The sequence below is a fragment of the Nodosilinea sp. LEGE 06152 genome (genome assembly GCF_015207525.1).
Taxonomy (GTDB): domain Bacteria; phylum Cyanobacteriota; class Cyanobacteriia; order Phormidesmidales; family Phormidesmidaceae; genus Nodosilinea.
This window is the reverse complement of record NZ_JADEWR010000018.1, coordinates 119,583-135,739: the sequence shown is the minus strand read 5'-3', so window position 1 is coordinate 135,739 and position 16,157 is coordinate 119,583. Positions and strand designations below refer to the sequence as shown.

The 16,157-nt window shown below is 55.2% G+C and carries 14 protein-coding genes; 4 read left to right on the top strand and 10 right to left on the bottom strand.

Features of this window, described 5'->3' with window-relative positions:
• Window positions 1-42: 42 nt before the first annotated feature.
• Entirely contained in the window at window positions 43-597 is a 555-nt protein-coding gene (locus IQ265_RS21690) for a DoxX family protein (RefSeq protein ID WP_194057426.1), read from the bottom strand.
• A gap of 518 nt (window positions 598-1,115) precedes the next feature.
• Between IQ265_RS21690 and IQ265_RS21685 the strand changes: the two genes are divergently transcribed.
• On the top strand, window positions 1,116-1,574 hold the full coding sequence (locus IQ265_RS21685; protein WP_194057425.1) for a hypothetical protein: 459 nt from the start codon (window positions 1,116-1,118) through the stop codon (window positions 1,572-1,574).
• 204 nt (window positions 1,575-1,778) lie between these two features.
• On the opposite strand, the gene IQ265_RS21680 is transcribed toward IQ265_RS21685, so the two are convergent.
• Both IQ265_RS21680 and IQ265_RS21675 read right to left on the bottom strand, forming a co-directional pair.
• Entirely contained in the window at window positions 1,779-2,858 is a 1,080-nt protein-coding gene (locus IQ265_RS21680; protein ID WP_194057424.1) for a tetratricopeptide repeat protein, read from the bottom strand.
• A gap of 52 nt (window positions 2,859-2,910) precedes the next feature.
• On the bottom strand, window positions 2,911-4,206 hold the full coding sequence (locus IQ265_RS21675; protein ID WP_194057423.1) for a hypothetical protein: 1,296 nt from the start codon (window positions 4,204-4,206) through the stop codon (window positions 2,911-2,913).
• Between the two features lie 602 nt (window positions 4,207-4,808).
• Here IQ265_RS21675 and murF point away from each other — a divergent pair.
• Window positions 4,809-6,170: a UDP-N-acetylmuramoyl-tripeptide--D-alanyl-D-alanine ligase gene (gene murF / locus IQ265_RS21670; protein WP_194057422.1), complete on the top strand. Its 1,362-nt coding sequence runs from the start codon at window positions 4,809-4,811 to the stop codon at window positions 6,168-6,170.
• A gap of 41 nt (window positions 6,171-6,211) precedes the next feature.
• Here the strand turns inward: murF and IQ265_RS21665 are convergent, their stop codons facing one another.
• The 7 genes from IQ265_RS21665 to IQ265_RS21635 all read right to left on the bottom strand — a co-directional run bounded on the left by IQ265_RS21665 (window position 6,212) and on the right by IQ265_RS21635 (window position 12,539).
• Window positions 6,212-7,363, bottom strand: a complete 1,152-nt coding sequence (locus tag IQ265_RS21665) for a DUF3086 domain-containing protein (RefSeq protein WP_194057421.1) — start codon at window positions 7,361-7,363, stop codon at window positions 6,212-6,214.
• A 66-nt stretch (window positions 7,364-7,429) separates the two neighbouring features.
• Window positions 7,430-7,819, bottom strand: a complete 390-nt coding sequence (locus IQ265_RS21660; protein WP_194057420.1) for a DUF3119 family protein — start codon at window positions 7,817-7,819, stop codon at window positions 7,430-7,432.
• Between the two features lie 210 nt (window positions 7,820-8,029).
• On the bottom strand, window positions 8,030-9,028 hold the full coding sequence (locus tag IQ265_RS21655) for a hypothetical protein (protein WP_194057419.1): 999 nt from the start codon (window positions 9,026-9,028) through the stop codon (window positions 8,030-8,032).
• Entirely contained in the window at window positions 9,015-9,608 is a 594-nt protein-coding gene (locus IQ265_RS21650; RefSeq protein ID WP_194057417.1) for a hypothetical protein, read from the bottom strand. Before IQ265_RS21650 ends, IQ265_RS21655 begins: the two co-directional genes overlap by 14 nt.
• An 8-nt stretch (window positions 9,609-9,616) precedes the next feature.
• Window positions 9,617-10,744 carry a hypothetical protein gene (locus IQ265_RS21645; protein ID WP_194057416.1) on the bottom strand — a complete coding sequence of 376 codons (1,128 nt, stop codon included), beginning with the start codon at window positions 10,742-10,744 and terminating at the stop codon, window positions 9,617-9,619.
• On the bottom strand, window positions 10,734-11,363 hold the full coding sequence (locus IQ265_RS21640) for an RNA polymerase sigma factor (protein WP_194057415.1): 630 nt from the start codon (window positions 11,361-11,363) through the stop codon (window positions 10,734-10,736). Before IQ265_RS21640 ends, IQ265_RS21645 begins: the two co-directional genes overlap by 11 nt.
• Window positions 11,364-11,741: 378 nt before the next feature.
• Window positions 11,742-12,539, bottom strand: a complete 798-nt coding sequence (locus IQ265_RS21635; protein WP_194057414.1) for an MlaE family lipid ABC transporter permease subunit — start codon at window positions 12,537-12,539, stop codon at window positions 11,742-11,744.
• A gap of 393 nt (window positions 12,540-12,932) precedes the next feature.
• Here IQ265_RS21635 and IQ265_RS21630 point away from each other — a divergent pair, with 393 nt between their 5' ends.
• Window positions 12,933-14,516 carry a pitrilysin family protein gene (locus tag IQ265_RS21630; RefSeq protein WP_228038267.1) on the top strand — a complete coding sequence of 528 codons (1,584 nt, stop codon included), beginning with the start codon at window positions 12,933-12,935 and terminating at the stop codon, window positions 14,514-14,516.
• A 182-nt stretch (window positions 14,517-14,698) separates the two neighbouring features.
• Entirely contained in the window at window positions 14,699-16,147 is a 1,449-nt protein-coding gene (locus tag IQ265_RS21625; RefSeq protein ID WP_194057561.1) for a pitrilysin family protein, read from the top strand.
• Window positions 16,148-16,157 lie beyond the last annotated feature (10 nt).

The following is a 16,157-nucleotide window of genomic DNA, read 5'->3' as shown; positions in this document are numbered from 1 at the left end:
GCCAGAGATCTGCCGAGGGTTGTGGAGTAGATAGGCCAACACCTACAGGCCCGACTTGGCCTTGGTTTTAGCTTCGTCAGATAGTTGAAAGACGGTTTCTAGTGAAACCCGCTTGCCGTCGGTTTGCTGGCTTAGCACGCCGCCCAACACGTTGCTCAACAACGCATCTACAGCAAAACGCCCACCGCCATTGACCACAAAAAAGAGAAACGTCGCTGCGTACAAGGCAGACAACTCCAGGTAGGGAATGCTCAGACCCGCCACCTTAACGTGGTGGTACATAGCCACTAGCATGGTGAAGAAGAGACCCAGAGCAGCCGGGCGAGTAAACAACCCCAGGGCCACCAAAGGAGCGCCGATTAGCTCGGTGAAGGCCGCCATGTAGCTGAAAGTGATGGGGAAAGGCAACCCCAGATAGGCTACGTAGGCTTGGGCGAAGCTTTCGATATTGGCCAGCTTGTCGAGACCGTTATGAACCATAACGATACCGGCTACAACTCTCAGAATTGTCCAAGAAATCTGAAAGGCAGTATTAGTCGATTGGTTGGGCTGAAGCACAAGCCTGCCCAGGGATAGGATGCGTTGCTGAGCAATCATGATAATTAATAAAAGTTAACTCCGTTATTAATTATCCTAACGAAGTTTTAAGGGAAGTAAAGAAGCTGCGGATACCAATTTGCTCTCTTCGGCAAAAAATAGAGCGATTCTCTGCTTCGAACTCGAGGGCCTTGGCAAACCAGCGAGCGATCGCCCCCAATACCTAGGCCCCAAAACCTAGGTATTACGCCTGCAAAACCTCTGAACCCGCTATCCCTGCTTTAGCCTGGGCAGTTGGTAAGTTACTCTGGGGACTAAACAGCCCCAAACCCAGTTACACCGCCAACGAGCCAGGCAGTCAAGAATGTACAGAATGCGGTACAGCGCTTGACGCCGAAATGAGTTATGGCTTGGGTCAACGCCATCTCCGCCAAGACGGAGCCAAGCCACTGCCGTTGCCGCTTAGAAACCTGAGGGCCAGCATTAACTTTTGTATCTAGTTAGCCCTTCACCTTGTGATGAGGCGTAACGGAACTTGATAATTAATTCAGAAACGCAGATTCATCAAGGACATACCCATGGGTTTAATTAAGTCTATTTTTGGGGCTATCTTTGGGCTTATTGGCGGCATCTTCAGAACCGTTGGCGGCCTAGTGGGGCTGGGCAAAAAGTCTGAATTTTTTATGGAACTGGACGAGGCCGATGACAGCAGTCAGCCTGCGATCGCCCCCAGCGCTCCCGCTCCGGCAGCTAAGGCTGAACCTGCGGCAGTGACCAAGGCTCCTGCCAAAGCGGCGGCCAAAGCTCCTGCTAAAGCAGAGACTAAAGCCTCTGCTAAGACCCAGGCTAAACCCACTGCCAAAAAAGAAACCAAGGCTCCAGTCCCAGCTCTGGCAGCAGCCCCGGCCGAGCCTGTGCCCACTGGCTTTGCCTCTAACTACCTGACCAGCGTTGGTACATCTATGCCCCGCCGTCGCCGCCCCGGCCCCAGCCTGTCTCCCTTTATGGATATGGCTAAGCAGGTGAAAGCACGCTAAACCTATAGCAACTGCACCTGGGTTAGGCCACAACAACAACGGATACTTAGAGTGGCGGTTGCGAGCCAGCTAGCGTTCCAGCCCAGGCTGAGATACCTGATCATGTTCTAAACTAGCCAGCCAGCGCTATCAATCCAGGCTTAGCCATCCATCACTTGGGTCAACCAGAGCTGCAAGCAGCTCTGGTTTTGTTTTGGGTTCCCCTTAGGAAGCAGCGGCCAAAAACCGCAGGCTGCTGTAGAGGTGAAAGGCTCCATCCCACGGGGAGGGCAGCGATCGCGCCAGATCTACGTGGGCCTTAAACGGGGGCAGCAACTCGATCAACTCAAAGGCACTTTCGCCAAAGCCGCTAAAGTCGGTGACGGGGCTTAGCATAATACAGTCTTCAAAGTAAGCCTTCATCGCCTTCCAAGCTGTAGCGGCAATCAGCGGCGAGGGAAACGTCGCCGCCGGGGGCAAAGGAACAGCGTCGCGGTATTTGTAGGTGCGATCGCAAAACCGCAGCACGCAGCCCCGCTGATGCAGGTGCCAGTCGATCACCTCGCCGTAGTCCTGGGTGGCCTCCTTGCGCTTCAGCCTGCCCCGGACATCAAGATCGACTATAGATTCGTAGATGGGCAGCTGACCTACTACCCACTGGGTAATATCGCTCCAGGCTAGCTGAATGGTGCCCTGCTGACCCGCATCGTTTTGGCAGATTACCGTTAGCTGTGGCTCTACCGCCTGAATAGCCTGCACCCGAAAGGTAGTCAACCCCTTGATCTGCTCCGCCGTAGCCCAGCAGGCTGGGACACCCTCAGCCTGTAGCCGCTCACAAAAGTACTGCAGTTCTCCCGCTGGCCCTACCCTGAGCAATCGCCAGTGCTTGCTGGGCAGCCGAGTGCGGGCCGTATAGGCATCAATTTGCATCACTCGAGCCAGGGCCAGGGCCGCAGCTTCGCGGCGATCGCCTGTGACTGGCTCTATTGCCAGCACCGCCGCCCCCATCGCCCCTGGCTGTTGCTTAGCCGCATTGAGGTCGTGCTCCCGGTGCTGAGCCAGGCGATCGCGCACCCGCTGCACCCCCTCCCGCGCGTTGACCAGCACCTTGGTGTTGGCGGTGCTTTGCAGCAGTCGAGTGTAAGTAATTTGGGCTTTTTCTAACTCGTCCTTGGCCTCCCAATACTGGCCCATTGCTAGCTTGAGCCAGGGGTCTTGGGGGGTCTTTTGCTGCCACTGCTTAATCAGCTGGGCGGCCTGGGTTAGCTGCTGAGCCCCCAGGGCGGCAGAAACGAGGTCGTACATGGGTGAAGCGATAGAAAGCTATACCTGCTACGACTCTAACACCCGTCCTCAACTAGCGGGAGTTCGTGTGGGAGAGGTCAACGCTGCCAAAGTTGAGGCTCAGGGCGATATTGATGTTCTCAAACATATTGACCAACCAGGCTACCGTCTCACTAGAGGCGGTTTCGTAGTGGTTGAACAAAATCGAGAAACGCCGCTCTAGAAAAGGCCTCACCTTTTGACAAATCAGCAGAATTCTCAGCAGTAACCCTGTTGTCTGCAAAGGCCCAAGGTTATTGATGAGGTCGAGAAAGACATAGTGCTGACGGCCAGCGGAGGGGTCAACCACCAAGAAATTGAACAGGTTACTACAGGTTCGCACCCTGAGGAAGTCATCGACGGGTCTACCGTCACTGTCGGCGAAGGTAGAGAGCAAATGGTCTTGCAGCATCGACTTGAACTGTCGCTGACTGTAGCCGACATTCACATCGGCAATGATGTAGTCAAACAGATCTTCTTTAAATTCACGAAACGAGGCCCCCTGGTTGTGGGTCAGCAAAAAGCGCTGGGCTCCATCGCGGTAGCTCTGACCGTGGTCACGACGACGCGCAAACTGCTTCAACGACGACACCAGCTCCTGGTCGTTCAGCAGAGTTGGGTTATGCACTACCCGCAGTTTGCCGAGGCAGTCGGTCTGGCCCTGGCGGTGCAGCCGCCTCTGGCGCACGCGATAGGTGACATAGTGGGTCAGGTCGACCTCAAACTTGTGCTGGGCCTCAACCTGCATATTGCGCACGTACTGCTGGTGCTGAAGGTCGCTGTCTTCAGTCACCAGGCAGTGCTCGTAGAGGTAGGGGTAGCGGTTGATCAGCGCCCCCAGCGGTACCACTTCGGCCTGGCGGTTGCGGGGCAGCGCCGAGTGACGCGCCTCAATGATGCAGGCCAAGCGCTTCAGGGCCAGGTACTGCTCCGTATCGCGAAAGCCCTCGGTAACCTGGCGCAGGCGGCGAACCGATCGCGATCGCGCCAGTTCTGAGACCCGGCTGTTGGGTGCCGTCTCTAACAGCTCCACCAAAATTGGAATAGCGGGCTGTAGCTGAGTGTTGGTTTGCCAGCGATTGATTAAAATGTGGCAGCAGCGATTGAGGATGAAGCGGAAGTAGTCCTCAATCTCCTGGTTCGCCAGCAGGCGGTCGAGCGCAGCAACTACATCGCGATCGGGATAGCCACACCCGTCCAGAAACAGCGCCTGAAACCGATCGATCATGGCATCGGGAGACTCCACCGCCACACAGGCCAGCAGATGGCTGTACAGGCGCTGCTCGTCAGCGGTAGTAATTCGATTGTTATAGGTCGCTTTTGTCTTCACGGATTCACCGCCCTTGTCCCACCTACAGGTAGGCTTATGCGTCTAGGCCCCCACAGACTGTAGTGAGAAAAACTTTGGAATGTACCAACAGTTAGAATACGCAGCTGGAAGATGCACGGTTTTGATGGCAGTAACAGTCCTTAGACTTAATTAAAAGCCCTAGGAACGCATGTCCGCGTCAGTTTTTACACTGGTATACCGCTCGAATACCTTAAGACTACTGCGTGAATTTTCTAGTTTCTGAGATTATGTCAGGGGCGTTAACGAAATTCCGGTAAAGTTTGCTACCAGACCATAAGGTAACCATAAACTCCTTCCCAATCCACATCGGTCGGCCGATGAAATACCTCACTCCATCAGTTCAGCGTTTTAAACCGTAGACTAAGGCCGTACCGCTGGGAAGAGGGCTCAGAACCATCACCAGCCCCTGTAGCCGCTTGCAGATCGTTGCTGAACCCAACCCGAGGCCCAAAACACCGAGTTTTGGCACGTTTTGCAGATTATCTTCACCCGGATACCCTTACAATCAAATTACTTTGGGCCAAACTTTGGTAAAAACCTGGTATGGTGCCATCTCTGCTACAGCACGCTAGGTAGAAGCTATGGGTTTTTCGTCGCTAGCTACCCTCGCAGCGGCCATTCAGGCTCCTCTAGATCAAATTCCACTGTTATTACGGGACCAACAAGTATCTAATATCACCACAGATACAAGAGATCTCCGAGAAAATGCGCTGTTTGTAGCGCTGGTGGGCGAGCGCTTTGACGGCCACGAGTTCGTGGAGCAGGCGATCGCCAATGGCGCGATCGCCGCTGTGGTAGAGCAGGGCAAACACCTGTCTCACCTGCCCTGTTTGCCGGTGGCCAATACCCTAGTGGCCTATCAGGCCCTGGGCCAATGGTGGCGCACCGAGCAGAGGGCCAGCGTTGTGGCCATTACCGGGTCGGTGGGTAAAACGACCACCAAAGAGCTGATTGCTGCCGCCCTGGGCACCCAGGGGCGGGTGCACAAAACCCAAGCCAACTACAACAACGACATTGGCGTACCCAAAACCCTGCTGCAGCTGCAGCCCGACCACGACTTTGCGGTGGTTGAAATGGGCATGCGAGGGCCGGGAGAAATTGCTCGATTGGCCCGCATTACCGTGCCCGACGTGGCAGTCATCACTAACGTGGGCACCGCTCACATTGGCCGATTAGGATCCGAGCAGGCCATTGCCGATGCCAAATGTGAACTCCTGGCGGAGCTACCCGCCCGGGCTACAGCGGTGCTCAACCACGACAATACCCGGCTGATAACCACCGCCAATACGGTGTGGGCCGGACGCACGATCACCTTTGGCCTGGAGGGTGGGGATGTGCAGGGCCACTTGATTGACGGTGAAACCCTGGAGGTGGCAGGGGTTAAGCTGCCCCTACCCCTGCCAGGTCGCCACAATGCCCTGAACTTGCTGGCCGCGATCGCCGTTATGCAGGCCCTCGACCTCGACTGGCACGGGCTGAGCGCAGGCCTGACGGTCGATTTGCCCCGCGGTCGCGCCCGTCGGGTGGTGCTGCCCAATGACGTAGTGCTACTCGATGAAACCTACAATGCCGGAGTCGAGTCGATGACCGCCGCCCTTCACCTGCTGGCCGAAACTCCAGGTCAGCGACGCATTGCCGTGCTGGGCACCATGAAGGAACTGGGGGAGCAATCCGTAGCGCTGCATAGCCAGGTTGGCCGAGTTGTCAGCCAGCTGGGGCTGGAGCACTTGCTGGTCTTGGCGGATCCTGACGAGGCGGTGGCTTTAGCCGAAGCGGCCAAGGGGGTTGAAGCTACGGCCTTTGACGATCACAGCAGCCTTGCCCAACACCTGCTAGCCATACTGAAGCCGGGCGATCGCGTGTTGCTGAAGGCGTCGCGATCGGTCGCTTTAGATCGGGTTGTCGATCAGCTGCTCACGACCCTTGGGGTATCAGCGCCCTAGCCTTACTAGCACGCCTTAGTAGTCATCTTTGGTAGTCACATTTAGTAATAGTCATACTCAGCCGCCGGGTTCATCGGATCGGGGGCAAAGGCTAACCACAGCGGAAACTGGAGCAGCGCCAGGCTAATCACTGACTCGGCCTCGTCTACCACAATGAAGGGTAAGCCATTCTCAGCGGTGATGCGATCGGCTCGCTGAGCCAGGGGCTCTGGCGCATCGAATAGCATTACCCCCTGGCCAGTGCCAAAGTCAGCCCGAGAGATGCCCAGACAGTCTTGCAGGCCCCGTCGCCATTCGCCCAGCCGCTCGGGGCTGTTGGAGAGCACCAGTGTGCGCAGGCGATTGCCGTAGAGGGCGTATAGGATCGACAGCGCCGCTGAGGCCACCAGCACATTCTGCAGACGGCTGCCCATGCTCTTAACCGCGCCGCGACCGCCCTGGGCAAAAAACCAGTTTGAAACCCGCTCGGCGTGAATCGGTTCGAAGGTGCGGCGCAGCTGCCATAAGGGGCCGTAGTAATCTGGGCGCATGCGGTATTGGTCGAGCAGGCTGCGAATGCGCTCGGTTTGATCCTGAAAAACATTGGAAGCAAAGGCAGGCTGAACGGAGGTAGACTCGGCAACACCTCGACGGGCAGAAGTTGAGCGATTGTCAGCGCCAGTGCCGACACTCCCTCGCCCCTCAGCCCTTTCTTCGACCTCAGGTGCTGTTCTAGAACGTGCCGATGGGGTTAGCTCAAGCTGCTCTGCCGCTGCCGCCAAGTCTTGCAAGCTGCCCACCAGGTAGTCTTTAAACCCCTGTACTCGCACAGCCAAGTCCTGGGAAGACCCGGCAAAGGTAGTGCGCATTTCAGTCTGAATTCGTTCCTGACGGCGCTCTAGGGTTTCAATCTCTTTTTGCAGGGAGCGTTTGCGCTGCTCTAGGTCGGCTGTGCCCTGCTGCACCATGCGGCCAATATCAGTCTGAATTTTTTGAAACTGGTCTTGAGTGAGCCGGTTGTAGGCCGATTGCAGATCGGCAATGCTGCGTTTCAGGTCGACTTCCTGCTGGCGCAGGGCGTCAATCCGAGTGCTCCAGTCTGACTTGAGACCGGCCGAGTCAGTCGAGCCTAGACTCAAGCCAGCATCGGGGCTACCGTTGCCGCCAACGCTGTCTGGCCCCAAGCCCGATTTTGATAGCTCCTCTGCGGTCATAAACGGTTCCCATAGACCCTGATGTCAGGGTATCAGATGAGAGCCAGGTTCGCCCTCAGCAGTCGGCTACTGTGAATCTTGAGCCTCTGCGCAGTGAGTCTCTAGGCAGGTCCGTAGTTCGCTGGGGCCAAACAGCACCGGCAAAAAGTGAATACTGTTGACCTCGCGAAAATAGAATAGCACCGGCACCGGCCCCCAAAAAATCTCCCAGTGCTGCCAATCGGCGTAGGGAAAGGTGCGAATCACCGTTTCGCGGCGGTACACCTCCAGGGCGGTGTCGGTGAATCGCAGCGTCAGGGTGAGCGTCTGCACCAGCAGGAACAGGCCAAAGGCACCCACCAGACCGCCCAGCCACAGCTTCACAAAGGCCAGGGGGATAGCTAACCCAATCACCGCCAGGGGAATGCGGTAGCTAGGGGGCAAATCGGTATAGGTCGAAGCTGAGGTAGAGGTCACGGTTTATCAACGTCGATACTGTACTTAAAAGTATAAGAGGCCCCGCTGCTAGCGCCAGGTGCCCTACTCGCGATCGCAGCGCGAGCGCCGCAGCGCCGCTTAATTTGTCCAGCGAAATGCTAAACGCCAAACCTGATGACGGTTTGAAGCCTCATCAGGCTTTTCTGCGCATCGCTTCTACAGCAGAACAGTGAAAGGAGCATCTACGCGTTAGCTCAGCAATCCAGATAACCAGTGCATGAGGTTGAGGGCAAACTGCTGATTATCTGACTCCGGGTAACTCATACCGATGGGAAGCGGACCTTCATTTGAGGTTGTAATCAGCTGGGCCGACAGCATAGCGGCTTCTCCCAGCACAACGACTCGTCCTCGACCAACCTGTAAAGCGACACCTTGAGCCCTAAGCGCAGCAGACACCCCCTGCCCGGCCCGGAGATCTTCTGCATTTCGCAACCGATTCTCTAAGTCAATCGCTGAAGCAGACAGCTGCAACAGAGCTTGACCCTCAGGGGGAATGGACAACGACTGCCCTGTAAACGTCATAACCTGATTAACCTGCTCAGCTGAGTTGCGGCCCTGGGTAATCAGATGCTCCCCTAGCAGGCCGTTTTCACGCGTAAACCACAGAAAACTAGGGACGCCTAAGTCTTGATTGTAAGAGGACAAATCTATGGTGAATTTGTCGCTCATATCGATGCCAAAGCGGGATGCCAAATTCTCTGCTGCTTTGCCAAACGGCTTGTGGTCCGCGATCAAAAGTAGTGACCCCCCTGCCTCAACCCAGTTGCTAACGACATCGCACTCTTGTTCGCTAAAAGCATGCTGCCCCTGTCGTTGGCCAAACGCATTGGCAATGACAAGAATGTCATGTCCCACTAGCGTCTCTGGTTGAAAAATTTGCCGATTTGGTATGACCTCATAACCATCATTAGAAACGAGGTGAACAAAAGGTCTGTATAGCCCCTGAGTGCTATGAAAATTAAGATGCGCCTCATCAAAAAGTACGCGTGGAGCTTCGGCAGTGTACGCGGGATGGTTAACGTTTGGATCAAAGTTAGGGTCAGCAACCTGTTGCGCTACAGCGATAGTTGTTCTAAATATCAGCCAGCTCAGCAGCAGGGATAAAACTGCTAGCGAAGTAAAACTCCATCTCTTCACGGTCCTACGCATTGGCTCTCCTAAAATTCGTGCAGAATCAACGCCCACCATAGGCTTGACGGTAGGGCTTACCAAAATTTTCGATGAGGCGATCGACCACCTCTAGGTTCATGGGCTGTTCGCCGTTGAGGGTTGGCCCCGCAGCAACATCAGCACGATAGGCCATCAGTGCTGCTTGGTCTTGCCTAAGAAATGCAATTGTTGCATTGACATAGGCATCCCAGGCATCGGCATAGGGTTTAAAGTCTAAGGGCAGCTCACCCTGCGGAAAAAAGGACTGCTCAAAAAAGGAAATTGCTGAGTCATAGTCGTTGTCATAGGCAAGCATTTGCCCGGCGTGAAATGCCAAAATCTCACGCTCATTGCCCGTTAAGCCGGGGTTGGAATCTAGATAGCTGACAATTAACTCAGCCGCTTCGCGGTAACACTCTATGACAGCCAATGGCCGCCATCCTTGGGCAGCAGACTGATCAAAAGCATTGTAATCGAGTGAAAGATCGTGCTGCTGCTCCTCCAAGACTGTTCTACAGGCCGTCCAGGTTGAGAAAGATTCTTCAGCAAGGCTCTTTTGAGAAAGTAAACTACTGCCTATTACCAGGTAGCCAAAGATCCAAATAAACTGTCTTTTCATGGTGGTTCTCAACGCAAACTACGAGCGATCGCTGCTAACTCCTCCTGGTCCATAGCATTGGGAGTAACGACTTGAAACAGCACCTCTCCCTCACGCCACTGAATTTGACGAAAGTTGGTGTCATCAGTCCACTGCATTCCCTGTATACCTCCATCGGGTGAGATAACTTCTGCCCAGGTTCCTTCGACGTATTCACCCAAAACGCTGCCCACTCGTATTGGCTCAGTTTCTGCACTAGCGCCAATCGGGCTGCCACCAGCTAACGCTGGATCGTCATCTAAAATAGGTTCTTTTGACCACATGAGCGATATTTGGCTGTCGCTCTCGCTAGATGCAGCCAGCGTAATTGGTCCAACAATAGGAGAACCGTTAGCTGTTAGGCGCTGTTGAGTCACGATAAAGCGAGCGTTGGTCTGAGTATTTCTGTAGTTCAACGCAACAATTTCAGAGAAGGGAGAGACCACTTCCTTTAGCTCAAAGCCATCGGGAATGAAGCTGGGTTCTTTTAGCTCAATCCCACGCTCAGCTTCCATTTCAGCCACAGTTGTCGTTTCTCTAATCTCAGCCTCGACCTCAGCCTGTAGCGCCGCTAGCTCTGAGGGAGTTAATGAGCGAGGTTGAGCATTGGGTGAGTTGTCTTGCTGGCCCACTTGATCGCTTCTGGTTTGGTTAAAGACATGAATAAACTCCAGGGCTAAGCTTCGTCCTAAAGGAGTGGCGATTGTGGCAACCGCCACAACGAGCAGAGCTAGGGTAACTAGGGACTGTTGAGCAGAGCGAAACGGATTGGTCAGTCTCATAGGTCGACTTCCTCGCTTAGATGTAGAGGGCGTTGGCAGTTGAGCGATTGGCAAACTCTGTGGACCGCTGGAAGAGTTTGACGCGTGGGTGGACTGTGGTTGAGCCATAAGCAATGACTGCCGCTGCAAGAGTTCTGCTTCTAGGCTGGCAACAAAGCCGGGGTCGGGATGAATGTCTTTGCTGTGCGAAATCAAATCAGCCACCAGGTCTGATTTAGCAGACGGTAAACTCTTGGGTGCGGGCAGCGATCGCCCCTGCTGTTGTGCCGTGATCAGATTGTCTAGGGCCTCAGCCTGCTGGTTTTCGTCGTTTTCGTCATGGTAATTAGAAGTCATGGCTGCCTCCTTTGGTGGGAGATAAATGGGTTCGCAAGTCATCTAGAGCACGGCTGACCAGCATTCTAAAAGCCGCTTCACTTTTACCCATTATTTGGGCTGCCTCCGCTGTGCTAAATTCTCCAAACAGCCGCAGGGCGATCGCCTCAGCGCGATTGGGGGTAAGCCGCTCCAGCGCCTGGCTAATTTGCTGTAGATACAGCTGGCGATCGACTAAATCTTCGGCACTAACAGATGGTTGGGCAACGTAGTCTGCCATCTCCAGCGGCAGGGTAGGTCGTTTGCGGCGAAAGTGATCGGCTAATTTTCGTCTGGCAATAGACATCAACCAGGCCGCAAATTTATCCTGATTGCGATAGTTAGTCAAAGCTTCTTGAGCAGCCAGAAACGTTTGGGCAGTAAGATCTTGGGCATCATGGGTATTACCAACTCGTGCCATTTGGTAACGGTAAACAGGGGTAAGATAGCGACGGTATAGTTCTGCAAATGCAGCCGGATGGTGCTGTGCTTCCTGTACCAGTACTTCATCTGATTTTGTGTCTACTCTCTCTAGAGATGGTGTTGTAAACTCTCTATTCGAGGCTTGCCCCCTAGAAGAACTCCACTGTGGCTTTTTCATCCAGTTTTTCCCGCGCAAGTGTCGAAGGGCCTAGCGCACCCTTGTATTGATCTATCGCGTTAGCCAGCCGATCTGTAACAGGCAGTTTCGGAATTGCTAAATGTAGGTGTACAGCTTTGGCTAGTTCGTTTAGGACAGTTCGTCGATCAACCGCAAAACCGGGGCAGCGAGCTGGCGTATAGCCATCGCCAACAGACAGCGACAAAGAACGTTCTAGCCCTTGTGGTGACGGCTATAAATAAAAACTCAGCCTTGCTGCTAGGGCCGTAGGCGCAGCCAAGCCAAAGGCTCTACGGTCGATCGCCCCTTGCCTAAATTCATGCCTCAACTCAGCAATGCCGAAAAAAGCTTATGTCGCTAAACCTGACGCAGAATCTACTAAAAGTTGTTGATTACAGCGCTACCGGTGCCCTGAAACATTAGCCAGGAGAGAAAAAAGTTGCTGATAAAGATAGCCAGTAAAGCGGTCACCACGGCAGTGGTAGTCGATTGCCCCACTCCCTTAGCGCCACCGGTCGTGGTTAGCCCCCAGCTAGTGCCGATAACAGCAATTAAAATGCCAAAGAAAAACGCCTTAATCAGCGAGCTGACCAGATCCCAGATAGATAAAAAATTCTTGGCGGAATCTAGAAAGACCGAAACCGGAATGTCGTACTGATTGGTGGCAATTAGCAGCCCCCCGGTCATTCCCGTGATAAATGACAGCACGTTGAGCAACGGCAGCATGAGCGCGCAGGCGACGACCCTGGGTATGACCAGGTAATCTATGGGGTCGGTTTTGAGAATTTGCAGGGCATCAATTTGTTCGGTAACGCGCATGGTGCCGATTTCGGCCGCAAAGGCTGACCCCACTCGCCCGGCAATAATGACCGCCGTTAGCACTGGACCCAGCTCTCGGGCTAGGGTGAGGGCAAGTACGCCACCTACCGCTGTCCCGGCCCCAAACGTGAGAAATTCGCGGGTTACCTGGATTGTAAACACCATGCCCACAAAGGCAGCCGTGATCAGGGCAATCAGCAGTGACTCTGGCCCTACGGTCGCCATTTGATCTAGGGTATTGCGACGGTGTATGGGGCGAGAGATTAAATGAATAACCACTTGGCCCGACAAAAAGATCGCGGCTAGGGCCCGTTGGCCCCACAGCCTCAAATTTGAGCCACCTACCGCCTGTGTCAAAGCCTGCCCCCTATATGTATCTGTAACAGGTGTAACTGAGTAATACCGAGTTGATGATGGCTGATAGCGTGGGCCGGACCTGCTCTAACGGGACTATTCTGCAATCGTGCTGTAGCGGTGGGGAGCATGGAAAGCGCGATCGCCCCAAATCCCTACTCTTCCTGTAGGCGTCTCGCCTGCAGGGTTGCGCCTGCGAGGTTGCGTTTGCAGGTCTATAGACAAAGCGCTAAGGGAACTCTACCCAGGATTTGAGGCTTTGACAACCGTCCTACGCTTGGTTAGAGCTAATGCCCAAGCCCTGTGGGTGCCAGTGGTCATTGTCCATCAGACTCAATTATCCTGAAGGTCGGAGTTTAATTCACTTGGTCTAATCCATTTGTTTGAGTGCAGCTTATGAATGCAAAACCGCCGATGGTTCGGGGTGTTTGTGCGGGGTTAGGTCGCCTGCGTCCGGCCATAGTAGGCCTGGTAGCCCTGGTAGCCCTATGGTTATGGTGGCCTTTGGCTCCAGCCGCCGCACGGGAGCCGATTCAAACGGCTCAAACCATTCAGCCCTACTTAGACCGGGTGGCCGAGGCGGTGACCGAGTTCACTCTCGACAACGGCATGAAGTTTATTGTGCTGGAGCGACACCAGGCTCCGGTGGTGTCGTTTATGATTCACGCCAATGTGGGCGCAGTGGACGAAGCCGACGGCAAAACCGGAGTGGCTCACTACCTTGAGCACCTGGCCTTCAAGGGCACCAGCCGAATCGGCACCAAAGACTTTGCCGCCGAACAGGCGATATTTACCCAGCTTGATGCCGTATTTGACGACTTTTTAGCCGCTCAAGCCGCAGGTGACACAGCCCAAGCCGCTGAGCTGCAGACTAAGCTAGCAACCCTACAGAAGGAGGCGGCCAGCTTTGTCGAGCAAAACCAGTATGGCCAGATTGTTCAGCAGGCTGGGGGCGTGGGCCTGAACGCTACCACCTCCGCCGATGAAACTCGCTATTTCTATAGCCTGCCCGCCAACAAGCTAGAGCTGTGGATGTCGCTGGAGTCGGAGCGATTTTTAGACCCGGTGTTTCGGGAATTTTACGAAGAAAAGGACGTAATTCTCGAAGAACGCCGCATGCGGGTCGACAATTCGCCGATTGGCACCATGATTGAGCGGTTTTTAGAAGAAGCCTTTGTCAGTCATCCCTACCGTCGCCCGGTGATCGGCTACCAAGACGACCTGTTTGTCGCCACTCGCGACGATATTCAAACGTTTTACGACACCTATTACGGCCCTGCCAACCTAACCGTCGCCGTCGTAGGCGACGTTGAGCCCGCTGAGGTACAGCGGCTGGCAGCGGTCTACTTTGGCCGCTATACGGCTCGAGCGGTGCCGCCTGAGCCCACGATTGATGAGCCACCCCAGACTGCCCCCAGGGAGTTTTCCTTGGCGCTGCCCTCTGAGCCCTGGTATTTGGAGGGTTACCACCGCCCCAGCCTGAATCATCCTGATCATGTGATCTACGGCATGATTGAGAGCCTGCTGGTGGGGGGACGCACCTCCAGGCTCTATGAGACGGTGGTAGACGACGCTCAGGTGGCCCTGGACATCGGCAGCCTGAATGGGTTTCCAGGCGATCGCTACGACAATATCTTTTTGATCTATGGCCTGACCGCCCCCGGCCATACCCCTGAGGAAATTGGGTCGCTGTTTACCCAGGAGCTAGAGCGGCTGAAGCAGGAGCCCGTTAGCCCTGAGGAACTCGATCGCGTCAAAACGCAGGCCCGCGCTGGCCTACTGCAGAGCTTGAACTCCAACGGGGGAATGGCCTCACTGCTAGCCGAGTATCAAGCCAAAACCGGCGACTGGCGCAACATATTCAACAACCTCAAAACTATTGAGGCCGTTGAGGCAGCAGATATTCAGCGCGTTGCCCAGAGCCTTTTTCGCGCTGAGAGCCGCACCGTGGGCAAGCTGGTGCAAGCCCCAGCAGAGTAGCGGCTAAGCAGGCCAGGCGGGCGACAGTTGTAATCAACCGCCCGTAGTCAACCGTCAGCGTAGACAACTCGCCAAGACAGGCGCGGCCAGGACATTCACCTTTCAGACCTACGGTATTGGAACGCATAGTGATGAACGCGATCAGCTGGTTTATGGGTACCCGTCGCAGCCTACGGCGCAGAATGATGCCGCTGTTGGCCCTGGTCGGGCTGTTGGGGGTGCTGTTGCTGGCCTGGCAGCCGTCAGCTAGCGCCCTCACGCCGCGCCACTACGATGAGCTAGAGTTTTCGCCCCTGCGCGATATTGAGATTCCAGCCTACGAGCGCTACGAGTTGCCCAATGGCATGGTGGTGTACCTGCTCGAAGACCACGAGCTGCCTCTGGTTAGCGGTAGCGCGACCTTCCGTACCGGAGGCCGGTTTGAACCTGCCGACAAGGTTGGGCTAGCCAGCCTGACCGGCGAGGCCATGCGCTTGGGAGGCACCACCAACCTGGATGCCGATGCCCTCAACCAAGCCCTGGAACAGCGGGCCGCGTCGATTGAAACCAGCATTGATACCAGCGAAGGCAGCGCCAGCTTTAGCGCCCTGAGTGAGGATACCGCCGATGTCTTTGCGCTATTTGCCGATGTGGTGCAGCGGCCCGCCTTTGCGCAGGACAAGATTGATTTCCTTAAAAGTCAGTACAGCGGCAGCATTGCCCGTCGCAACGACGACCCCGACGGCATTACCAGCCGAGAGTTTCGCAAGCTGGTGTACGGGGCCAACAGCCCCTACGCCCGCACCGTGGAGTACGCTACCCTAGCCGCTTTTAACCGGCAGGATATTGAGCAGTTTTATCGGGCTTCTATTCGTCCAGAGCAGACTATTTTGGGGATTGTGGGCGATTTTGATAGCGCCCAGATGAAGCAGTGGATTGCCGACTACTTTGGCAATTGGCAGAGTACCGGAACGGCTCTAGATACGACGCTGCCGACGGTAGAGCAGGCCAGGGCCGGTGTCTTTAGCGTGGCGCAACCTCAGCTGACTCAAAGCTACATTCAGCTGGGCCACCTGGGGGGGCAGCTCAACTACCCCGACCACGCTGCTCTGGCGGTGATGAACGAGGTGCTCAATGGCTTTAGCGGGCGTTTGTTTAATGAGGTGCGATCGCGCCAGGGGTTAGCCTACTCGGTCTACGCCTTCTGGGCACCCCGCTACGACCACCCAGGGCTATTTGTGGGCGGTGGTCAGACCCGTTCTGAGGCCACTGTGCCCTTTATTCAGTCGACAATGGCCGAAATTAACCGCATTCGCACCACGTCTATTAGTGCGGACGAGCTAGCGCAGGCGCAAGACGCCGTGCTGAACAGTTTTGTGTTTAACTTTCAAAGCCCTAACCAAACCCTGGCTCGGCTGATTCGCTACGAGTACTACGACTATCCCCAAGATTTTGTGTTTCAGTTCCAGGACCAGGTGCGCGAGACAACGGTGGCTCAAATTCAGGCAGCCGCCCAGGCGCACCTGAACCCAGAGCAAATGGTGATTTTGGTAGTTGGCAACCCGGCGGATATTCAGCCCGGTCTCGATGCCCTGGCCCCCAATACCGCTGTTACGCCTATCGATATCACCATTCCTCGGCCCGGGGCGTAGGCGCGGCCCG

Excerpts from the sequence above, each read along its gene's own strand:
- IQ265_RS21685 (WP_194057425.1), top strand. The coding sequence starts at position 1,116 with ATGGGTTTAATTAAGTCTATTTTTGGGGCTATCTTTGGGCTTATTGGC.
- IQ265_RS21650 (WP_194057417.1), bottom strand. The coding sequence starts at position 9,608 with ATGAAAAGACAGTTTATTTGGATCTTTGGCTACCTGGTAATAGGCAGT.
- murF (WP_194057422.1), top strand. The coding sequence starts at position 4,809 with ATGGGTTTTTCGTCGCTAGCTACCCTCGCAGCGGCCATTCAGGCTCCT.
- IQ265_RS21625 (WP_194057561.1), top strand. The coding sequence starts at position 14,699 with ATGATGCCGCTGTTGGCCCTGGTCGGGCTGTTGGGGGTGCTGTTGCTG.
- IQ265_RS21630 (WP_228038267.1), top strand. The coding sequence starts at position 12,933 with ATGAATGCAAAACCGCCGATGGTTCGGGGTGTTTGTGCGGGGTTAGGT.
- IQ265_RS21690 (WP_194057426.1), bottom strand. The coding sequence starts at position 597 with ATGATTGCTCAGCAACGCATCCTATCCCTGGGCAGGCTTGTGCTTCAG.
- IQ265_RS21640 (WP_194057415.1), bottom strand. The coding sequence starts at position 11,363 with ATGAAAAAGCCACAGTGGAGTTCTTCTAGGGGGCAAGCCTCGAATAGA.
- IQ265_RS21655 (WP_194057419.1), bottom strand. The coding sequence starts at position 9,028 with ATGGTGGGCGTTGATTCTGCACGAATTTTAGGAGAGCCAATGCGTAGG.
- IQ265_RS21680 (WP_194057424.1), bottom strand. The coding sequence starts at position 2,858 with ATGTACGACCTCGTTTCTGCCGCCCTGGGGGCTCAGCAGCTAACCCAG.
- IQ265_RS21645 (WP_194057416.1), bottom strand. The coding sequence starts at position 10,744 with ATGACTTCTAATTACCATGACGAAAACGACGAAAACCAGCAGGCTGAG.
- IQ265_RS21665 (WP_194057421.1), bottom strand. The coding sequence starts at position 7,363 with ATGACCGCAGAGGAGCTATCAAAATCGGGCTTGGGGCCAGACAGCGTT.